General features: G+C 72.4%; 15 protein-coding genes and 1 tRNA gene. 7 read left to right on the top strand and 9 right to left on the bottom strand.

Annotation, left to right across the window (positions count from 1 at the left end; translation table 11 throughout):
• Nucleotides 1–79 precede the first annotated feature (79 nt).
• Nucleotides 80–2,125 carry a cytochrome c oxidase assembly protein gene (locus BIU90_RS08980; protein ID WP_071299894.1) on the top strand — a complete coding sequence of 682 codons (2,046 nt, stop codon included), beginning with the start codon at nucleotides 80–82 and terminating at the stop codon, nucleotides 2,123–2,125.
• Nucleotides 2,126–2,320: 195 nt separating this feature from the next.
• Here the strand turns inward: BIU90_RS08980 and BIU90_RS08975 are convergent, their stop codons facing one another.
• Together BIU90_RS08975 and BIU90_RS08970 are read right to left on the bottom strand one after the other, a co-directional pair.
• Nucleotides 2,321–2,656 (bottom strand): hypothetical protein, encoded by a 336-nt coding sequence (locus BIU90_RS08975; RefSeq protein WP_139195199.1) that lies wholly within the window; start codon nucleotides 2,654–2,656, stop codon nucleotides 2,321–2,323.
• Between the two features lies 1 nt (nucleotide 2,657).
• A complete protein-coding gene (locus BIU90_RS08970; RefSeq protein ID WP_071299892.1) occupies nucleotides 2,658–3,737 on the bottom strand; it encodes a DUF6177 family protein in 1,080 nt (359 codons plus the stop codon).
• Between the two features lie 198 nt (nucleotides 3,738–3,935).
• Between BIU90_RS08970 and BIU90_RS08965 the strand changes: the two genes are divergently transcribed.
• Nucleotides 3,936–4,009 (top strand) — tRNA-Gly (locus tag BIU90_RS08965).
• A 19-nt stretch (nucleotides 4,010–4,028) separates the two neighbouring features.
• Here the strand turns inward: BIU90_RS08965 and BIU90_RS08960 are convergent.
• Nucleotides 4,029–4,670 (bottom strand): alpha/beta hydrolase, encoded by a 642-nt coding sequence (locus tag BIU90_RS08960; protein ID WP_139195198.1) that lies wholly within the window; start codon nucleotides 4,668–4,670, stop codon nucleotides 4,029–4,031.
• A 45-nt stretch (nucleotides 4,671–4,715) separates the two neighbouring features.
• Between BIU90_RS08960 and BIU90_RS08955 the strand changes: the two genes are divergently transcribed.
• From BIU90_RS08955 to BIU90_RS08945, 3 genes are read left to right on the top strand one after another with little or no spacing between them, the layout of a single operon-like run.
• Nucleotides 4,716–5,825, top strand: coding sequence for an FAD-dependent oxidoreductase (locus BIU90_RS08955; protein WP_071299890.1), 1,110 nt, complete (start codon nucleotides 4,716–4,718; stop codon nucleotides 5,823–5,825).
• Nucleotides 5,826–5,834: 9 nt separating this feature from the next.
• Nucleotides 5,835–6,926, top strand: coding sequence for a glycerate kinase (locus BIU90_RS08950; RefSeq protein WP_071299889.1), 1,092 nt, complete (start codon nucleotides 5,835–5,837; stop codon nucleotides 6,924–6,926).
• Nucleotides 6,927–6,942: 16 nt separating this feature from the next.
• On the top strand, nucleotides 6,943–7,134 hold the full coding sequence (locus tag BIU90_RS08945) for a hypothetical protein (protein WP_071299888.1): 192 nt from the start codon (nucleotides 6,943–6,945) through the stop codon (nucleotides 7,132–7,134).
• Nucleotides 7,135–7,198: 64 nt separating this feature from the next.
• Here BIU90_RS08945 and BIU90_RS18670 read toward each other — a convergent pair whose 3' ends face one another.
• Nucleotides 7,199–7,354, bottom strand: a complete 156-nt coding sequence (locus tag BIU90_RS18670; protein ID WP_175470172.1) for a hypothetical protein — start codon at nucleotides 7,352–7,354, stop codon at nucleotides 7,199–7,201.
• Nucleotides 7,355–7,646: 292 nt separating this feature from the next.
• On the opposite strand from BIU90_RS18670, the gene BIU90_RS08940 reads away from it, so the two are divergent.
• A complete protein-coding gene (locus BIU90_RS08940) occupies nucleotides 7,647–8,693 on the top strand; it encodes an NAD(P)-dependent alcohol dehydrogenase (protein WP_071299887.1) in 1,047 nt (348 codons plus the stop codon).
• A 219-nt stretch (nucleotides 8,694–8,912) separates the two neighbouring features.
• On the opposite strand, the gene BIU90_RS08935 is transcribed toward BIU90_RS08940, so the two are convergent.
• The 5 genes from BIU90_RS08935 to BIU90_RS08915 form a co-directional block, all read right to left on the bottom strand.
• Nucleotides 8,913–9,527 carry a hypothetical protein gene (locus tag BIU90_RS08935; protein ID WP_071299886.1) on the bottom strand — a complete coding sequence of 205 codons (615 nt, stop codon included), beginning with the start codon at nucleotides 9,525–9,527 and terminating at the stop codon, nucleotides 8,913–8,915.
• Between the two features lie 10 nt (nucleotides 9,528–9,537).
• A complete protein-coding gene (locus BIU90_RS08930) occupies nucleotides 9,538–10,941 on the bottom strand; it encodes a hypothetical protein (RefSeq protein WP_071299885.1) in 1,404 nt (467 codons plus the stop codon).
• Complete coding sequence (locus BIU90_RS08925; protein ID WP_071299884.1) at nucleotides 10,931–11,737, bottom strand: TIGR03943 family protein; 807 nt, start codon at nucleotides 11,735–11,737, stop codon at nucleotides 10,931–10,933. The genes BIU90_RS08930 and BIU90_RS08925 overlap by 11 nt, the downstream gene beginning before the upstream one ends.
• On the bottom strand, nucleotides 11,724–12,743 hold the full coding sequence (locus tag BIU90_RS08920) for a permease (protein ID WP_071299883.1): 1,020 nt from the start codon (nucleotides 12,741–12,743) through the stop codon (nucleotides 11,724–11,726). Before BIU90_RS08920 ends, BIU90_RS08925 begins: the two co-directional genes overlap by 14 nt.
• 69 nt (nucleotides 12,744–12,812) lie before the next feature.
• Nucleotides 12,813–13,391, bottom strand: coding sequence for a TetR/AcrR family transcriptional regulator (locus BIU90_RS08915; protein ID WP_071299882.1), 579 nt, complete (start codon nucleotides 13,389–13,391; stop codon nucleotides 12,813–12,815).
• Nucleotides 13,392–13,484: 93 nt separating this feature from the next.
• On the opposite strand from BIU90_RS08915, the gene BIU90_RS08910 reads away from it, so the two are divergent.
• A complete protein-coding gene (locus tag BIU90_RS08910; protein ID WP_071299881.1) occupies nucleotides 13,485–13,799 on the top strand; it encodes a multidrug efflux SMR transporter in 315 nt (104 codons plus the stop codon).
• Nucleotides 13,800–13,804: the final 5 nt, after the last annotated feature.

Below are 13,804 nucleotides of genomic sequence, written 5' to 3'. Positions count from 1 at the left end.
CAGTCCAGCCCCCAGGCAGCAGCGCCTACCATGGAGGGTCCGCGGAATCGCGGACGCAACCGTCCCTGGAACTGGGTTGATGACCGTCACCACCTCCGAACGACAGCCTGGAGGCGCGGGTCCGGAGTCCGCGCCCGTCACCGCGCGCACGTCCACCGTCGCGACCGTGCTCGCCATCGCCGTGCCGCTGGCGGTCGCGTGCTCGATCGTCGGCATGACGGTGACCGGGGCCTTCACCGCCGACCAGCAGCTCGTGTCGGCCGGCGACCTGGTGCAGTACGGCCTGCCGGTCGCGCGCGCGGTCCACGACACGATGGCGGCGCTGACGATCGGGCTGCTCATCGTCGCGGCGTTCGCCCTGCCGGCGCAGAAGGCCGACCACGGTGCGATGTCGAGCGTGCAGCACCGCGCCGTGCGGTGGGCGGCGACGACGGGGGCCGTCTGGTTCCTGGCCGCGGTCGTCGGCATCGTCTTCACCGGTGCGAACACCCTGGGGTCCTCGATCACCTCGCCGCTGTTCGCCCGCAACTTCATGGTCTTCGCGTTCCAGGTCGAGATCGGGCAGTCCCTCGTGGTCTCCGCGGCGGCGATCCTCATCGCGACCGTGCTGGCCGCGTTCGCCACCCGGGTGACGACGCTCGCGGTGGCCACCGTCGCCGGGCTCTTCGCGCTGCTCCCCCTCGCGTTGTCCGGCCACGCCGCCGGGTCGCTCGAGCACGCGAACGCGGTGAACTCGCTCGCGATCCACCTGCTCGGGGTGTGCGTCTGGGCCGGTGGTCTGGTCGCCGTGCTCCTGCTGCGCACGAAGACCAAGGGCGCGACGGGCCGCGTCGTCGCCCGGTACTCGACCCTGGCCGGGTGGTCGTTCGCCGCCGTCGCGTTCTCCGGCATCGTCAACGCCTCGCTCCGCTTGACCGGGCCGCTCGACCTCGTCACCACGACCTACGGCGCCCTCATCACCGTCAAGGCCGTCATCCTGGTGCTGCTCGGGCTCGCCGGGGTCGTCCAGCGCCGCAAGCTCGTGCCGGCGCTCCTGCGCTCCCCGCTCGACCGTCGCTCGTTCACCCGGTTCGCCCTGGCCGAGGTCGTGTTCATGGCGGTCGCGATCGGCGTCTCGGTGGCCGTGTCGCGCAGCCAGCCCCCGATCCCGCAGACCCCCGAGACCGGCGAGGACACCCGCTCCGGACTGATCGGCTACCCGTACCCGCCGACCCAGACCCTGCACACGTTCCTGACGCAGTGGCACATCGACTGGGTCTGGCTCGCCCTGGCCGTGGTCGGCGCCGGGTGGTACCTGTTCGCCGTGCGGAAGCTCCGGCAGCGCGGTGACGCCTGGCCCGTCGGACGCACGATCTCGTGGCTGGTCGGCTGCGCGGTCTTCATCTGGACGACCTCGGCCGGGCCGTCGGTCTACGGCATGATCCACTTCTCGTCGCACATGATCCAGCACATGCTGCTGATGATGTTCGTGCCGCTGCCCCTGGTGCTCGGCGGCCCGGTGCTGCTGGCGCTGCGGACCCTGCCCGTGCGCAACGACGGCTCGCGCGGTGCCCGCGAGTGGCTGATGCTGTTCGTGCACTCGCGCTACATGCAGTTCATGGCGAAGCCGGCCGTCGCCGGGGTGATCTTCGCCGGGTCGCTCGTGGTGTTCTACTTCACGCCGGCGTTCCAGTTCGCGATGCAGTCGCACGAGTGGCACGTCGCGATGGTCGTCCACTTCGTGCTGAGCGGCTACCTGTTCTTCTGGGTGTTCGTCGGCATCGACCCGGGCCCGAAGCGCCCCGCCTACCCGATCCTCATCATCGCGCTGCTGGCGACCCTGGCGTTCCACGCGTTCTTCGGCGTCGCGGTGATGACCTCGCAGTCGGTCTACGCGGCCGACTGGTTCCACGCGCTCGGGCAGACCAACGACGTCGGGCTGCTCGCCGACCAGCACACCGGTGGCGGCATCGCGTGGGGGGCCTCGGAGCTGCCGATGGTCTTCGTCGCGCTGCTCGTGGTGCGCAACTGGGTGAAGTCGGACAAGCGCGACGCCAAGCGCATGGACCGGCAGGCCGACCGCGACGGCGACGCGGAGCTCAAGGCGTACAACGAGCGCCTCGCGGCGATGCGCGACCGCGACTGACGCGGCGGCGGCGGCGCCGGGCGGCGGGCGGCGACGGCGGCCGGCGGTGGCGGGACCGGGTCGCACGGTGCGAGGATTCGTACATCGTGGGAGGGTGCAGCCCTCGCACCGTGTGCAGAACCTCGCACCGTGCGCTCCGACTGGCCGCAGACCTCGCACCGTGCGAGGCACCGCGCCGAGCACGACCGCGCCGCCCTAGTCCCCGTGGACGATGCAGACCGCGTCCAGGTCGAGCGCGGCCTCGAGCGCAGCGCTGATCCCCGACTCGCCGTCCGCACCGGTCGGCGTCACCGTGTCGACCCACCACAGCGGGACGTTCAACGTCGGGGCGCCCGGCAGGATGCGCACGACCTCGTCGAGCGAGTCCACGCGACGGACGCCGAGCACGGTGATGACCGGGTGCGTCGCGTCGCGGCACACCTGCAGCATGGGTCCGTCGTCGAGCGCGCGGACACCCCACGAGTCGTCGTGCAGCAGCAGGGCCTCGGCGACCTCGCGCGGCTCCACCGCCCCACGGCAGAGCAGGGTCACGTCACGCGGCACCGTGACCGCCCGGCAGGCTCGCGCCGACGTGTCCGTCGAGCGTGCCTTCGTCATGCGCCGGGTCGAGCGGGGCGCCACCGACGAGCTGCAGGAAGCGGTCCTCGTCGATGCGGTCGAGGAAGGACTCGAGCGCGGTCCAGCCGTCCTCGAGCCGGACGATGAGCCCGTGGTCGTCGTCGGCGTCGCGACCCCCGAACGTCGAGGTGGAGGTGTGCGGCGGCGGCCAGACGTCACCGCGGTCCAGGAACGACACGGCTTCCGGCCCGACGATCACCGCGAGCGGGGACGGTTCGCCGTGCGCGACGGCGCGGACCAGGTGATCGGTGTCCCCACGACGTTCCATGACCACGCCGAACACCGGGACGACGTCCTCGGCCACGCGGTGCACGGCGTCGAGAAGCCGTTCGGCCAGCTGGGGATCGGTGCCCTCGTCGGGGATGGTCAGCACGGCGGACATCGTCTCGATCACGACGGTGTCGGTCAGGTGCGCGGTCATCGTCGCCGAGAAGCCCTCGCCCACAGCGTAGGACGTGCTGATGCCCGGCGCCTCGTGCTTGGCGTACTGCGTGACGACCCACCGGTCCCACGGCAGGGCGAGCGGTTCGACCGTTCCCCACCGGTCCGGGCACGCACCGACCGTGTGGCACAGTGCCTCGATCGCCGAACCGATGTCGATCGCCCGCTCGGCATGGTGCCGGAGGGTCAGGTCGATGCTCATCTGTCGCACGGAGCCGTCGGCGACCGGATGCTCCGCAGCAGGGGGCCCGAGCAGCTCCGGCCCGTGCTCGACGAAGTCCTCCAGCCGCGCGGTCCGCACCCCGGTCCGCCCGTCCCGCAGCGACCCGTCGGGCTCGGTGACCGCCCAGGCAGCACCGTGCGCGCCGAGTGCATGACGGAGCGCGGGCGTGAGCGCCGCGCCCGGTTCCGTCCGGAGCACGACCGTCCGACCAGCGTCGGAAGCACGTGCCAGCAACGAGGACAGCGCCTCGGTCAGCCACACCACCTGCGAGCCGGAGTCGACCACGATCGCGGAGCCGACGACGTCGTCGATGAGGGGATGTCTGACCATCCGTGGTCCTCCTCGGTCGGGGTCGCTGGAACCCCCTGGACGCTACACACGCCCCCGACGGCTGTCCGTCCGGCGGCCCGGCTCACAGAAGAGACACGGGAGGCTCGGGGCGCGTCCGCCGGATCGGCGCACCGCGGCCGGTCGGCTCGCTCACAGCCCAGGATCCGCTACAGTGGTCGAGTCCCGCTGAGCGGGCACGCGAGTGTAGTTCAATGGTAGAACTCCAGCTTCCCAAGCTGGTAGCGCGGGTTCGATTCCCGTCACTCGCTCCACAGGTCGTCCACGCGTCGTTCAGCGCTGCTCCCAGGCAAGCCAGTTCGCGATGCGGCGCTCGTCGGCGGCGGTCATCCCGTGCGCGACGGGAAGGACGACGTGGGTGACTCGCGCGCCCGCGTCTCGGAGGCGCCTCGCGACGTCGCGCCCGGCCTCGGGACTCCGCCGAGCATCGTCACGACCATCGAGCACGAGGACGGGGATCGACGGCACCGCAGGGCGCGGTACGCCGGGGAAGGGCAGCTGCGTCCGCACCAGCACGGCCGCCGCGAACAGCTCGGGGTGCAGCTCGATCAACGCGGTGGCCATGACCGCGCCGTTCGAGAACCCCAACACGACGAGGCGTCCGTCCGAGGCGTGCGCGGCCTGTGCCGACCGAATGCGGGTCACCAGTGGCTCTGCACGGACCCGGAGGTCGGCTTCGTCGATGCGACGATCGGCGCCGCGGAGGAAGAACGCGAACCCCTCCGGTGTCTCCACGGTCCCGCGAGGAGCGACCTTCACCGCGCTCGGCGCCAGGCGCTCGGCCACAGGCAGCAGGTCCGCCTCGGACCCGTCAGACCCGTGGAGCAGCACCCACGTCGGACCCGAGCGCGGCTCGGTCGGCACGACCACCAGCGTGCAGGCGGCGGACGACTCCATCGCGTGGTTCGAGGACACCACTCGAGCATGCTCCACGACTCCCGCTGCCGGTAGCATCGCCGGATGACCGCAGCCCCCGACCACGTCGTCATCGGCGGCGGTGTCGTCGGGGCAGCGACGGCCCGCGCACTCGCTGCCCGCGGCGAGCGCGTCCTGCTGGTCGAGCAGTTCGGCCGCGGACACGACCGCGGCTCGTCGCACGGCGGCAGCCGCATCTTCCGGATGGGCTACGCGGACGCCGAGTACGTCGCACTCTGTCAGCAGGCACTCGACGCGTGGCGCGCCCTCGAAGCCGCGAGCGGACGCACCCTGCTCGACCTCACCGGCGCGGTCGACCACGGCCGGCCCGAGCAGATCGACGCCATCGCCGCGGCGCTGACCGACGCCGACATCGCGCACGAGCGACTCACGCCGGACCAGGCGGCAGCACGGTGGCCGGGCCTGTCGTTCGAAGGCGCGGTCCTGACGCACCCGAGCGCGGGGCGCATCCGATCCGCGGACACGATCGAGGCGCTCCTCGACCTGGCCGCCGCGGACGGTGCCGAGCTCCGGTTCGGCACCCGCGTCGCGGACCTGCAGGACCACGGTGACACCGTCACCCTGACCCTCGACGGCGCGGAGGGCACCACGTCGGTGACCGCAGCCAGCGTCGTGGCGGCGGTGGGGTCGTGGGCCCCCGCCGTGGTCGGTGCGGCGCTCGCCGGACGCGGGTCGGGCCTCCCGGCCATCCGCGTCACGCAGGAGCAACCCGCCCACTTCCCCAGCCACCTGCCGGACGCGGCGTGGCCGAGCTTCGTGCACTGGCAGCTCGACGGGCCGGACGTCTACGGCCTGCTCACGCCGGGCGAGGGCGTCAAGGTCGGGTTCCACGGCACCGGACCCGTCGTCGACCCGGACCACCGCGACACCACGCCGCTGCCGGAGCAGGTCGTGCAGCTGCAGGCCTACGTGGCGCGGTTCGTGCCGGGTGTGGACGCTGCGGCACCGGAGCTCATCAGCTGCCTGTACGACAACTCGCCCTCCGAGGACTTCGTGCTCGACCGGCGGGGACCCGTCACCGTCGCGACGGGGTCCTCGGGCCACGGGTTCAAGTTCGCGCCGTTGCTCGGGCAGATGCTGGCGGACCTGGCGACCGGCGGCGACGCGCACCCACGGTTCCGACTGCCCGGCTAGCGTTGCCCCGTGCACGTCGTGATCGCTCCGGACTCGTTCAAGGGGACCGCCACCGCTGCGGCCGTCGCCACCGCGATCGCCACGGGCTGGGCCGACGAACGCCCGGACGACCTGGTGACCGTCGTGCCGATGGCCGACGGCGGCGAGGGCACGCTGGACGCCTTCGCGACCGCGTTCCCCGACGCCCGCCGGGTCCCCGTCACCGTCACCGGGCCCGCCGGCGACCCGGTCGACAGCTGGTGGCTGTCCCTGCCGGACGGCCGCGCGGTGGTGGAGCTCGCGGCGACGAGCGGACTGCCCCTGCTGTCGTCACCTGAACCCGACCGGGCGCAGACCACCGGGTTCGGCCAGGCGATCGCGGCCGCGCTCGACGCGGGCGCGACGGGGCTGGTGCTCGGCATCGGCGGGAGCGCCTCGACCGACGGCGGCGCGGGGCTGCTGGCGGCGCTGGGGCTCCCGGTCGGCGCGGCGCCGGACGGCGGATCGCTGCTCGACGCGGCGTCGGCTGACGACCTCGACCGCACGCGACTCCGTCCGCTGCCGCCGCGCGGCGTGACGGTGTTGACCGACGTGACCTCGCCGCTGCTCGGTCCGTCGGGTGCCGCCGCGGTCTTCGGTCCGCAGAAGGGCGTGACGGCGGACCGGGTCGCCGTGCACGAGGACCGGCTGACGCGGTGGGCTGCCCGGTTCCCGGACGTCGACCCGACCACCCCGGGCGCGGGCGCGGCCGGTGGCGCGGGCTTCGGCTTGCTGGTGTGGGGCGCGACCCTGGCAGGCGGGGCGGACGGCGTCGCGGACGTGGTGGGGCTGCCGGCCGCGATCACCACGGCGGACGTGGTCGTCACCGGCGAGGGGTGCTACGACGGGCAGTCGGCAGCGGGCAAGGTGCCCTCGGTCGTGCGCCGCCTGGCCGCGGGGCGTCCGACGATGCTCGTCGCGGGGGCCGTCGACGCGCCGGTGGACGACTTCGTCGCGGCGGCCTCGTTGACGGTCATCGCGACACAGACCACCGGTGAACCGGACGACGCGATGGCCGACCCGCTCCGGTTCGCCCGGATCGCCGGACGTCGACTCGCCGCCCGCGTCGAGCACATCCGCTGAGCGTACGCTCAGCGCCATGGCACGCACCTGGATCCGCCGCCCGCACGTGCTCGCCCTCGTCGCGGCCGCGGTGCTGGTGATCGCCGGGATCGTGCTGCTGGTCAGTCCGGCCGACGGCGCGTTCGGTGCGCTGGCGTGGGTGGCGATCGTCGTCGGGGTCGCGCTGGGTGCGGTCGCGCTGTTCTTCGCGCGGACGCCGAAGAGCTAGGCGGTCGGGGCGGGCGCCGACGCGGTCGGACCGAGCGGCCAGCCGCCGACGCGGACGCTGCGGCTCAGGCCACCCGCTCGCCGAGGAAGTCGGCGTACGTGGGCTCGTCGGCGTCGAGGAAGTGGACCAGACGTGCTTCGACGAGTGCGGTGATCTCGGCCGGCGAGCGCAGGCCGCGGCGGTGCCATTCGTGGGCGGGGAGCAGTGCTGTGGCGGTCATGTGGACCAGCCCTTCGTGGGCGGTGAAGCCCCTTGCTGACCGGGTCGTTCCGCTGTGCCAGGGATCCGCAGGTCGCGGACGGCATCGTGGCGACGGATTCGGTGTCGACCGGGTGTGTGACGGCAACGCTACGGCCGAGCCTGCCCACCGCCAAAGCCGTTGCGCGAATGGGACGTCGACCACGCCACCCCACTCCGGGGTGCCCTGTCGGTGCCTCCCACGTGCAGGAGCGCTCCAGCAGGATGGATGCGGGTCGCACCCGGCCCCACCCCGCATCCCCACGAGGAGACCCATGCGAACCGTCAACGCGTACGCGGCACCGTCTGCCACCGAGCCGCTCGTCAAGACCACCATCACCCGTCGCGACGTCGGCCCCGACGACGTCATGATCGACATCGCCTACGCCGGCATCTGCCACTCGGACATCCACACCGTCCGCGGCGAGTGGGGTCAGATCCAGTACCCGCAGGTCGTCGGCCACGAGATCGTCGGCCACGTGACCGAGGTCGGCGCCAACGTCACCAAGCACCAGGTCGGCGACCGTGTCGGCGTCGGCTGCATGGTGAACTCCTGCGGCGAGTGCGAGCAGTGCCGTGCCGGCCAGGAGCAGTACTGCCTCAAGGGCAACATCGGCACCTACGCCAGCGTCGACCCCGCCGACGGCTCGATCACGCAGGGCGGCTACTCGCAGGCCGTCGTCGTGAACGAGGACTTCGTGCTGAAGGTGCCGGAGTCGCTCGACATCGAGAAGGTCGCGCCGCTGCTGTGCGCCGGCATCACCACCTACTCGCCGCTGCACCACTGGAAGGTCGGCCCCGGCTCGAAGGTCGCCGTCGTCGGCATGGGCGGCCTCGGTCACATGGCCGTGAAGATCGCCGTCGCCCTGGGCGCCGAGGTCACCGTCCTGTCGCAGACCACGTCGAAGGAAGCCGACTCGCTCCGCTACGGCGCGAAGGCCCACTACGCCACCAAGGACGCTGCGACGTTCGAGCAGCTGGCGGGCTCGTTCGAGCTCATCATCAACACGGTGTCGGCGAAGCTCGACATGAAGGCGTACCTCGGCCTGCTGCAGGTCGACGGCACGCTCGTGAACGTCGGCGCTCCGTCCGAGCCGCTCGAGGTCCCGGCGTTCGCGCTCATTCCGCGCCGCCTGAGCTGGGCCGGCTCGGCGATCGGTGGCATCGCGGAGACCCAGGAGATGCTCGACTTCTGCGCCGAGCACGACATCCTGCCGGAGACCGAGCTCATCAGCGCCGACCAGGTCAACGAGGCCTACGAGCGCGTGCTGTCCTCGGACGTGCGCTACCGCTTCGTGATCGACGCCGCGACGCTCGCGTAGTCCCCACCCGCAAAGCGACAGATCTCCGCCGGAAGTCCGCGGAGATCTGTCGCTTTCGCGGATGAGACAGGGGGCACGTACGCACATCTGTCGCTTTCGTGGGTTCGAGAGCGGCACGCAGGGAGATCTGTCGCTTTCGTGGGTTCGAGAGCGGGCACGCAGGGAGATCTGTCGCTTTCGCGGAGAAGACCGTCGCTTTCGCGGAGAAGACCGCGCCGCTCAGGCGAAGCCGCGGTACGTGACCGCCGGCGCGACGTCGCGCCACCCGGCCGAGCGGTAGAGCGTCCGCCCCTGCTCCGACGCCAAGAGCAGCCCGACGTCAGCCCCCTGCGCGACCGACCACGCCGTCAGCCCGTCGACCACGCGCCGACCGAGGCCACGACGACGGAACGCCGGCTCCGTCTCGATGCGGTCGAACACGGCATCGCGTCCCACCACGGCGACCTGCCCCCGTGCGGCGACGGTGCCGTCGACCAGGACCCGGACGTGTGCGACGTCGCCGGCGGCCTCGACCACCACGTCCGACGGCAGCGGGACGGACGCGAGCGGCGCCTCCATCACGGTCTCGACACGGGCGATGCGGTCGAGCCGACCGAACGCGACGAGCGCCTGCGGGTCGATCCCGCCCACGACGGTCAGCCAACTGGTGAACCGGGGCTCGACCAGGTGGGCGAACCGGACCGCCTCGGCCGGTGAGGGTTCCGCGACGACGTACTCCTCGTGGCGGGTCTCGGCGCCGACCAGCACGCGCCAGCCCTCGCCGTCGGCCTGCACGTCCAGGCGCCGGGACCGCGCCCACCCGACGACCCACCGCTCGACGAACGCCTGATGCACGTCCTCGACGCTAGCCGACCTCGTCACCGCTCGGCAGGGCACCGCACCAGTCGACGTCCTCACCGGCCAGTGATGCTTCGAGCGCACCGCTCGCGGCGTCGACCACGCTGACCAGCGACGCGCCGCTCGAGCGGGTCTCGACCGCGACGAACTGCCCGTTCGGCGAGGGGCAGACCGCGGTGAGCGTCGCGTCGTCCGGGATCGACACGGGCAGCCGGGAGGCCCTGGTGCCGTCGACACGCACGATGCGGCTGGCGATCGTCCCGTCGGAGCGGACCGATCCCACGGTCCGCAGGTAGGTCTCGTCCGTCAGCTGCGCGATGCGGCCGAGGTACGGCGCGTCGGTGCTGCCCGCGGGTGCCGTGATGTCGGTGCGTCTGCCGTCCGTCAGGTCGAGCCGCTGGATGCCGGTGCCGGACTCCACCACGGCGGTGGTGCCGGTGCCGACGAAGCCGTGCAGGTAGGTGGCCGAGCCCAGTCGGACGGCGGGGACGCGTCCGCTCATGTCGACCAGGAACAGCTCGTCCGAGCCGGTGCGGACCAGGGCGCTCTCGGTGCGCGGGACGTACGCCCACTGGGTCACCGTCATCGGGACCGCGCCGGTCGTCGGTCTGCCGTCCGCCGCGATCGGCTGCGGCAGGTGTGTGCCGGTCAGGTCCACCACGTACAGCCCGACGTCGCGCGACTGACCGGTCGAGGTGTCCGCGTACCGGAACCCGAACGAGGCGCCGTCGTCCGACGCGTGCAGCGCCGACGCCGACCCGCGGCTGCTCGGCAGGGTCAGGTGCTCGACGGGGGCGTCCGGGTCCGTGACGCCGTTCCGCAGTGGCACGATGTCGATCCGGGAGTCCCCCACCGCGGTGTCGCTCAGGACGACCAGGGAGCGGTTGAGACGGACGTAGCCCGTGATGCCCGTGCCCCGGTACACGGTGGTCGCGCCCGAGGCGTCGAGCGACCGACGGAGGATGCGGTCCTGGCCGCCGTCCGCTGCCGGCACGAGCGCGAGGACGTCGGTGCTGCCCGTGCGGATCGTGGCACGCAGGTCGGCGGTCGCCGCCTGTCCGGGAGCCCGGGCGTCGGCCACGGTGACCGTGTAGTCGCGGTCGTAGTCGAGCGGGCCGGCGAACTCGACGGCGACGGTGTTGCCGCTCGATGTCACGGTGTGCTCGGCTGCGGGACTGACCCGGACGTCGCGGGCGGAGACCCGCTGCAGTGCCTGGTTCGCGGTGATGATCACGCGCTGTGCGGGGCGGGAGACGATGCCCGTCGCGTCGTAGCTGACGTCCTTCAGCCTCGGGCCCTGCTGCGACCCGACCACCGCGGCGGCCGCGGCGACGACGACGAGCACCACGACCACGGCGACGAACCGGCGTCGGAAGCGGGTGGCGACGGGGCGCCGGGTCTCAGTACTCATACGGGTCCTCGGGCTGTGCGATCCGCTCGACCTCCGCCGCCCGGATGACGATCCGCACGTCGGAGGCCTGGTCGGGGTTGGCCGCCAGCGCCCCGGTGACCCGCACCCACTGGTTCTCCGCCGGCACCGCGCCGTCGGTGGTGACACCGAGGCCGACGGGCTGTGCGTCGACGGCGCAGCAGCTGATGACGAAGCGGGTGAGCGTGAACGAGTCCCCGGACCCGGGCACGACGAACCCGGTGAGCGACACCCGCTTGCCGAGCACCGACCCGGTGTCCGTGGTCTGGCGGATGACCGCGGCCCAGTCCTTCACGCCGTACCCGGACGTGTCGACGGACCCACTGCCGAGCAGCGAGACGGCGGGGCCCGAGCCGGTGGCGTTCGACAGCGTGGCCGAGTCGACGCTCCGCTGCTGGGCGGTCCGCGCGGACAACGTGGCCGGGGGCAGCACCAGCATGGCGGCGGTGACCCCGACGGTGACCAGGACCGCGACCCCACCGGCGGCGATGCGCAGGACGTGGGACGGGCCTCCCGGCCGGGACGCAGCGTCGTCGTCCGGACCCGCATGGTCGTGGGTGTGCCCCGCGCCCCGTGCGACCACGACCAGCCCGGCGACGGATGCCGGCACGGCCACGGCGGCGAGCACCACGGTGAAGACCGCGTACCGCGGGTTGATGTACAGGTCGAGGTGCCCTGAGACGGCGAGCCAGAGCGTGCACAGCGCGACGGCGAGGACGGAACCGAGGCCGAGCAGGGCCGGACCTCGGCGCGTGTGCGCGGTGTCAGACGAGGACATTCATCACCAACCCGACGGCAGCGGCGAACAGGACGCAGACCACCGACAGCAGCACCAGGAAGCGCGTGCGGAAGGTCGTGCGGAGCAGCGCGATCATCTTGACGTCGATGATCGGCCCGATGATCAGGAAGGCCGTGATCGCCCCGGGCAGGAACGTCGAGGCGAAGGACAGCGCGAAGAAGGCGTCGACGTTCGAGCAGAGCGACACCGTCATCGCCAGCAGCATCATCGCCAGGACCGAGAGCACCGGGTTGCTGCCGATCGCCACGAGGGTGCTGCGCGGCACCGCGACCTGGATCGCCGCGGCCAGACCGGCTCCGACGAACAGTGCCGGCATCATCGTGGCCGTCTCGCCGCCGAACTGTGCAGCGCTCTCCCGCCAGCGGTTCCGCGGTGTGGCGGCGCCGACGGCTGCGCGGCAGCGGGCCTCGAACGCCGGCAGCAGCAGGTCCGCCGGACGACGGTGTGCGGCGACGATCCACCCGACCAGGTTCGCGACGACGAAGCCGCCCACGATCCGGACGGGCAGGATCCACCCGGACCAGCCGAACGCCTGCGCGGTGCTGACGATGACGAGCGGGTTGAGGATCGGGGCAGCGACCAGGAAGGTGACGGCCTCGGCTGGCGTGAACCCGCGGAGCATCAAGCCGCGGGCCAGGGGCACGTTGCCGCACTCGCACACGGGGAAGAGCATGCCGATCAGCGAGATGACCGCGCGGCGGGGCATCGGGCGGGACGGCAGGATGCGCTCGAGGGCACCGTGCGGCACCCACACCTCGACGACGATGGACAGCACGATGCCGAGCACGACGAACGGCAGCGACTCGATCACGACGCTGATCGCCAGGGTCAGGAAGTCCTGGACGACGTCGGGCAGCCCCGCGGTGCCGACGGCCGGGGTGAGCAGCCGGATGCCGAGGAGCACGACGACGGCGAGCAGCACGAGACCGGGGCCGGTCAGGGTCCGGCTGCGCTGCTGCGGCGGCGTGGTGGTGCGCGTCGTCACCGGGACAGGATAGGCGTCCGGTGCAGCGCGAGCCCGTCAGCCCGCGCGCGGCGGCGGGTTCGGGTGCGCTCAGCCCGGGGTGAGTCCGGCGACGTGGCGGTCGAGCAGGTCCGTCGCCCAGGCGGCGTCGGCGCCGGCCGGCAGCCGGACGACCTGCATCGCCAGCCCGTCCACCAGCGCGTGCAACCGGCAGGCCTCGTACGCCATGTCCGCCTCGGGCACGCCCACTGCCCGGAGGACCCGACCGCACCAGTCCTGCATGTCGGCGACGACGCGGTCGTGGAAGGGCCGGAGCTCGGCGTCCGTCAGGGCCGCCGTGCCGAGCGCCAGGTAGACGTCGAGCTCGATGCGGCGCTCGTGGTCGAGGGGCAGCAGCTCGACGAGCACGGCGTGGGCGTACTCGGTGCCGCGCAGGTCTGCGGGCAGCGCATCGATGCGGGCAGCCGTGCCGTCGAACACCAGGTCCAGAGCGTGTTCGCGCACGCTCGCCTGCGTCGGGAAGGTGTACCGCACCGTGCTCGGCGGCAGTCCGGCCTCGGCGGCGACGTTCCGGACGCTCACGGCACGCAGGCCGTCGCGCGCGAGGACACGGCAGGCTGCCTCGGACACGATCCGGCGCCGTTCCTCGAGTTCGATGCTGCGCGTCATCCGATCATTCTGGCACGACTGTGCGACTCTGTGCTAGAACAGTGTTGTCGCACAGTCGTGCGACTATCCGTCTCCCCATCCGGAGGAACTGTCATGACCTGGGTCGTCCTCGTCCTGTCCGGCGTGCTCGAAGCAGTGTGGGCGACCGCACTCGGCGCGTCGAACGGCTTCAAGAAGGTGGTGCCGACGATCGTGTTCGTCCTCGGCATGGCCGCGAGCATGGCCGGCCTGGCGTACGCGATGACCGCGATCCCGGTCGGCACGGCCTACGCGGTGTGGGTGGGGATCGGCGCTTCGTTGACGGTGCTCGTCGCGATCGCCCGTCGGCAGGAGGCAGCGTCGTTCGGCCGGGTGGCCCTCGTGCTCGGCCTGGTCGCCTGCGTCGTCGGTCTCAAGGTGGTGAGCTAGGTGGC

Origin of the sequence: Curtobacterium sp. MCBA15_001 (genome assembly GCF_001864835.1) — a bacterium.
Classification (GTDB): domain Bacteria; phylum Actinomycetota; class Actinomycetes; order Actinomycetales; family Microbacteriaceae; genus Curtobacterium.
The sequence above is the reverse complement of the archived record's forward strand: the minus strand, read 5'-3'. Positions and strand labels throughout refer to the sequence as shown.

Excerpts from the sequence above, each read along its gene's own strand:
- BIU90_RS08970 (WP_071299892.1), bottom strand. The coding sequence starts at position 3,737 with ATGGTCAGACATCCCCTCATCGACGACGTCGTCGGCTCCGCGATCGTG.
- BIU90_RS08955 (WP_071299890.1), top strand. The coding sequence starts at position 4,716 with ATGACCGCAGCCCCCGACCACGTCGTCATCGGCGGCGGTGTCGTCGGG.
- BIU90_RS18670 (WP_175470172.1), bottom strand. The coding sequence starts at position 7,354 with ATGACCGCCACAGCACTGCTCCCCGCCCACGAATGGCACCGCCGCGGC.
- BIU90_RS08925 (WP_071299884.1), bottom strand. The coding sequence starts at position 11,737 with ATGTCCTCGTCTGACACCGCGCACACGCGCCGAGGTCCGGCCCTGCTC.
- BIU90_RS08930 (WP_071299885.1), bottom strand. The coding sequence starts at position 10,941 with ATGAGTACTGAGACCCGGCGCCCCGTCGCCACCCGCTTCCGACGCCGG.
- BIU90_RS08915 (WP_071299882.1), bottom strand. The coding sequence starts at position 13,391 with ATGACGCGCAGCATCGAACTCGAGGAACGGCGCCGGATCGTGTCCGAG.
- BIU90_RS08980 (WP_071299894.1), top strand. The coding sequence starts at position 80 with ATGACCGTCACCACCTCCGAACGACAGCCTGGAGGCGCGGGTCCGGAG.
- BIU90_RS08910 (WP_071299881.1), top strand. The coding sequence starts at position 13,485 with ATGACCTGGGTCGTCCTCGTCCTGTCCGGCGTGCTCGAAGCAGTGTGG.
- BIU90_RS08945 (WP_071299888.1), top strand. The coding sequence starts at position 6,943 with ATGGCACGCACCTGGATCCGCCGCCCGCACGTGCTCGCCCTCGTCGCG.
- BIU90_RS08940 (WP_071299887.1), top strand. The coding sequence starts at position 7,647 with ATGCGAACCGTCAACGCGTACGCGGCACCGTCTGCCACCGAGCCGCTC.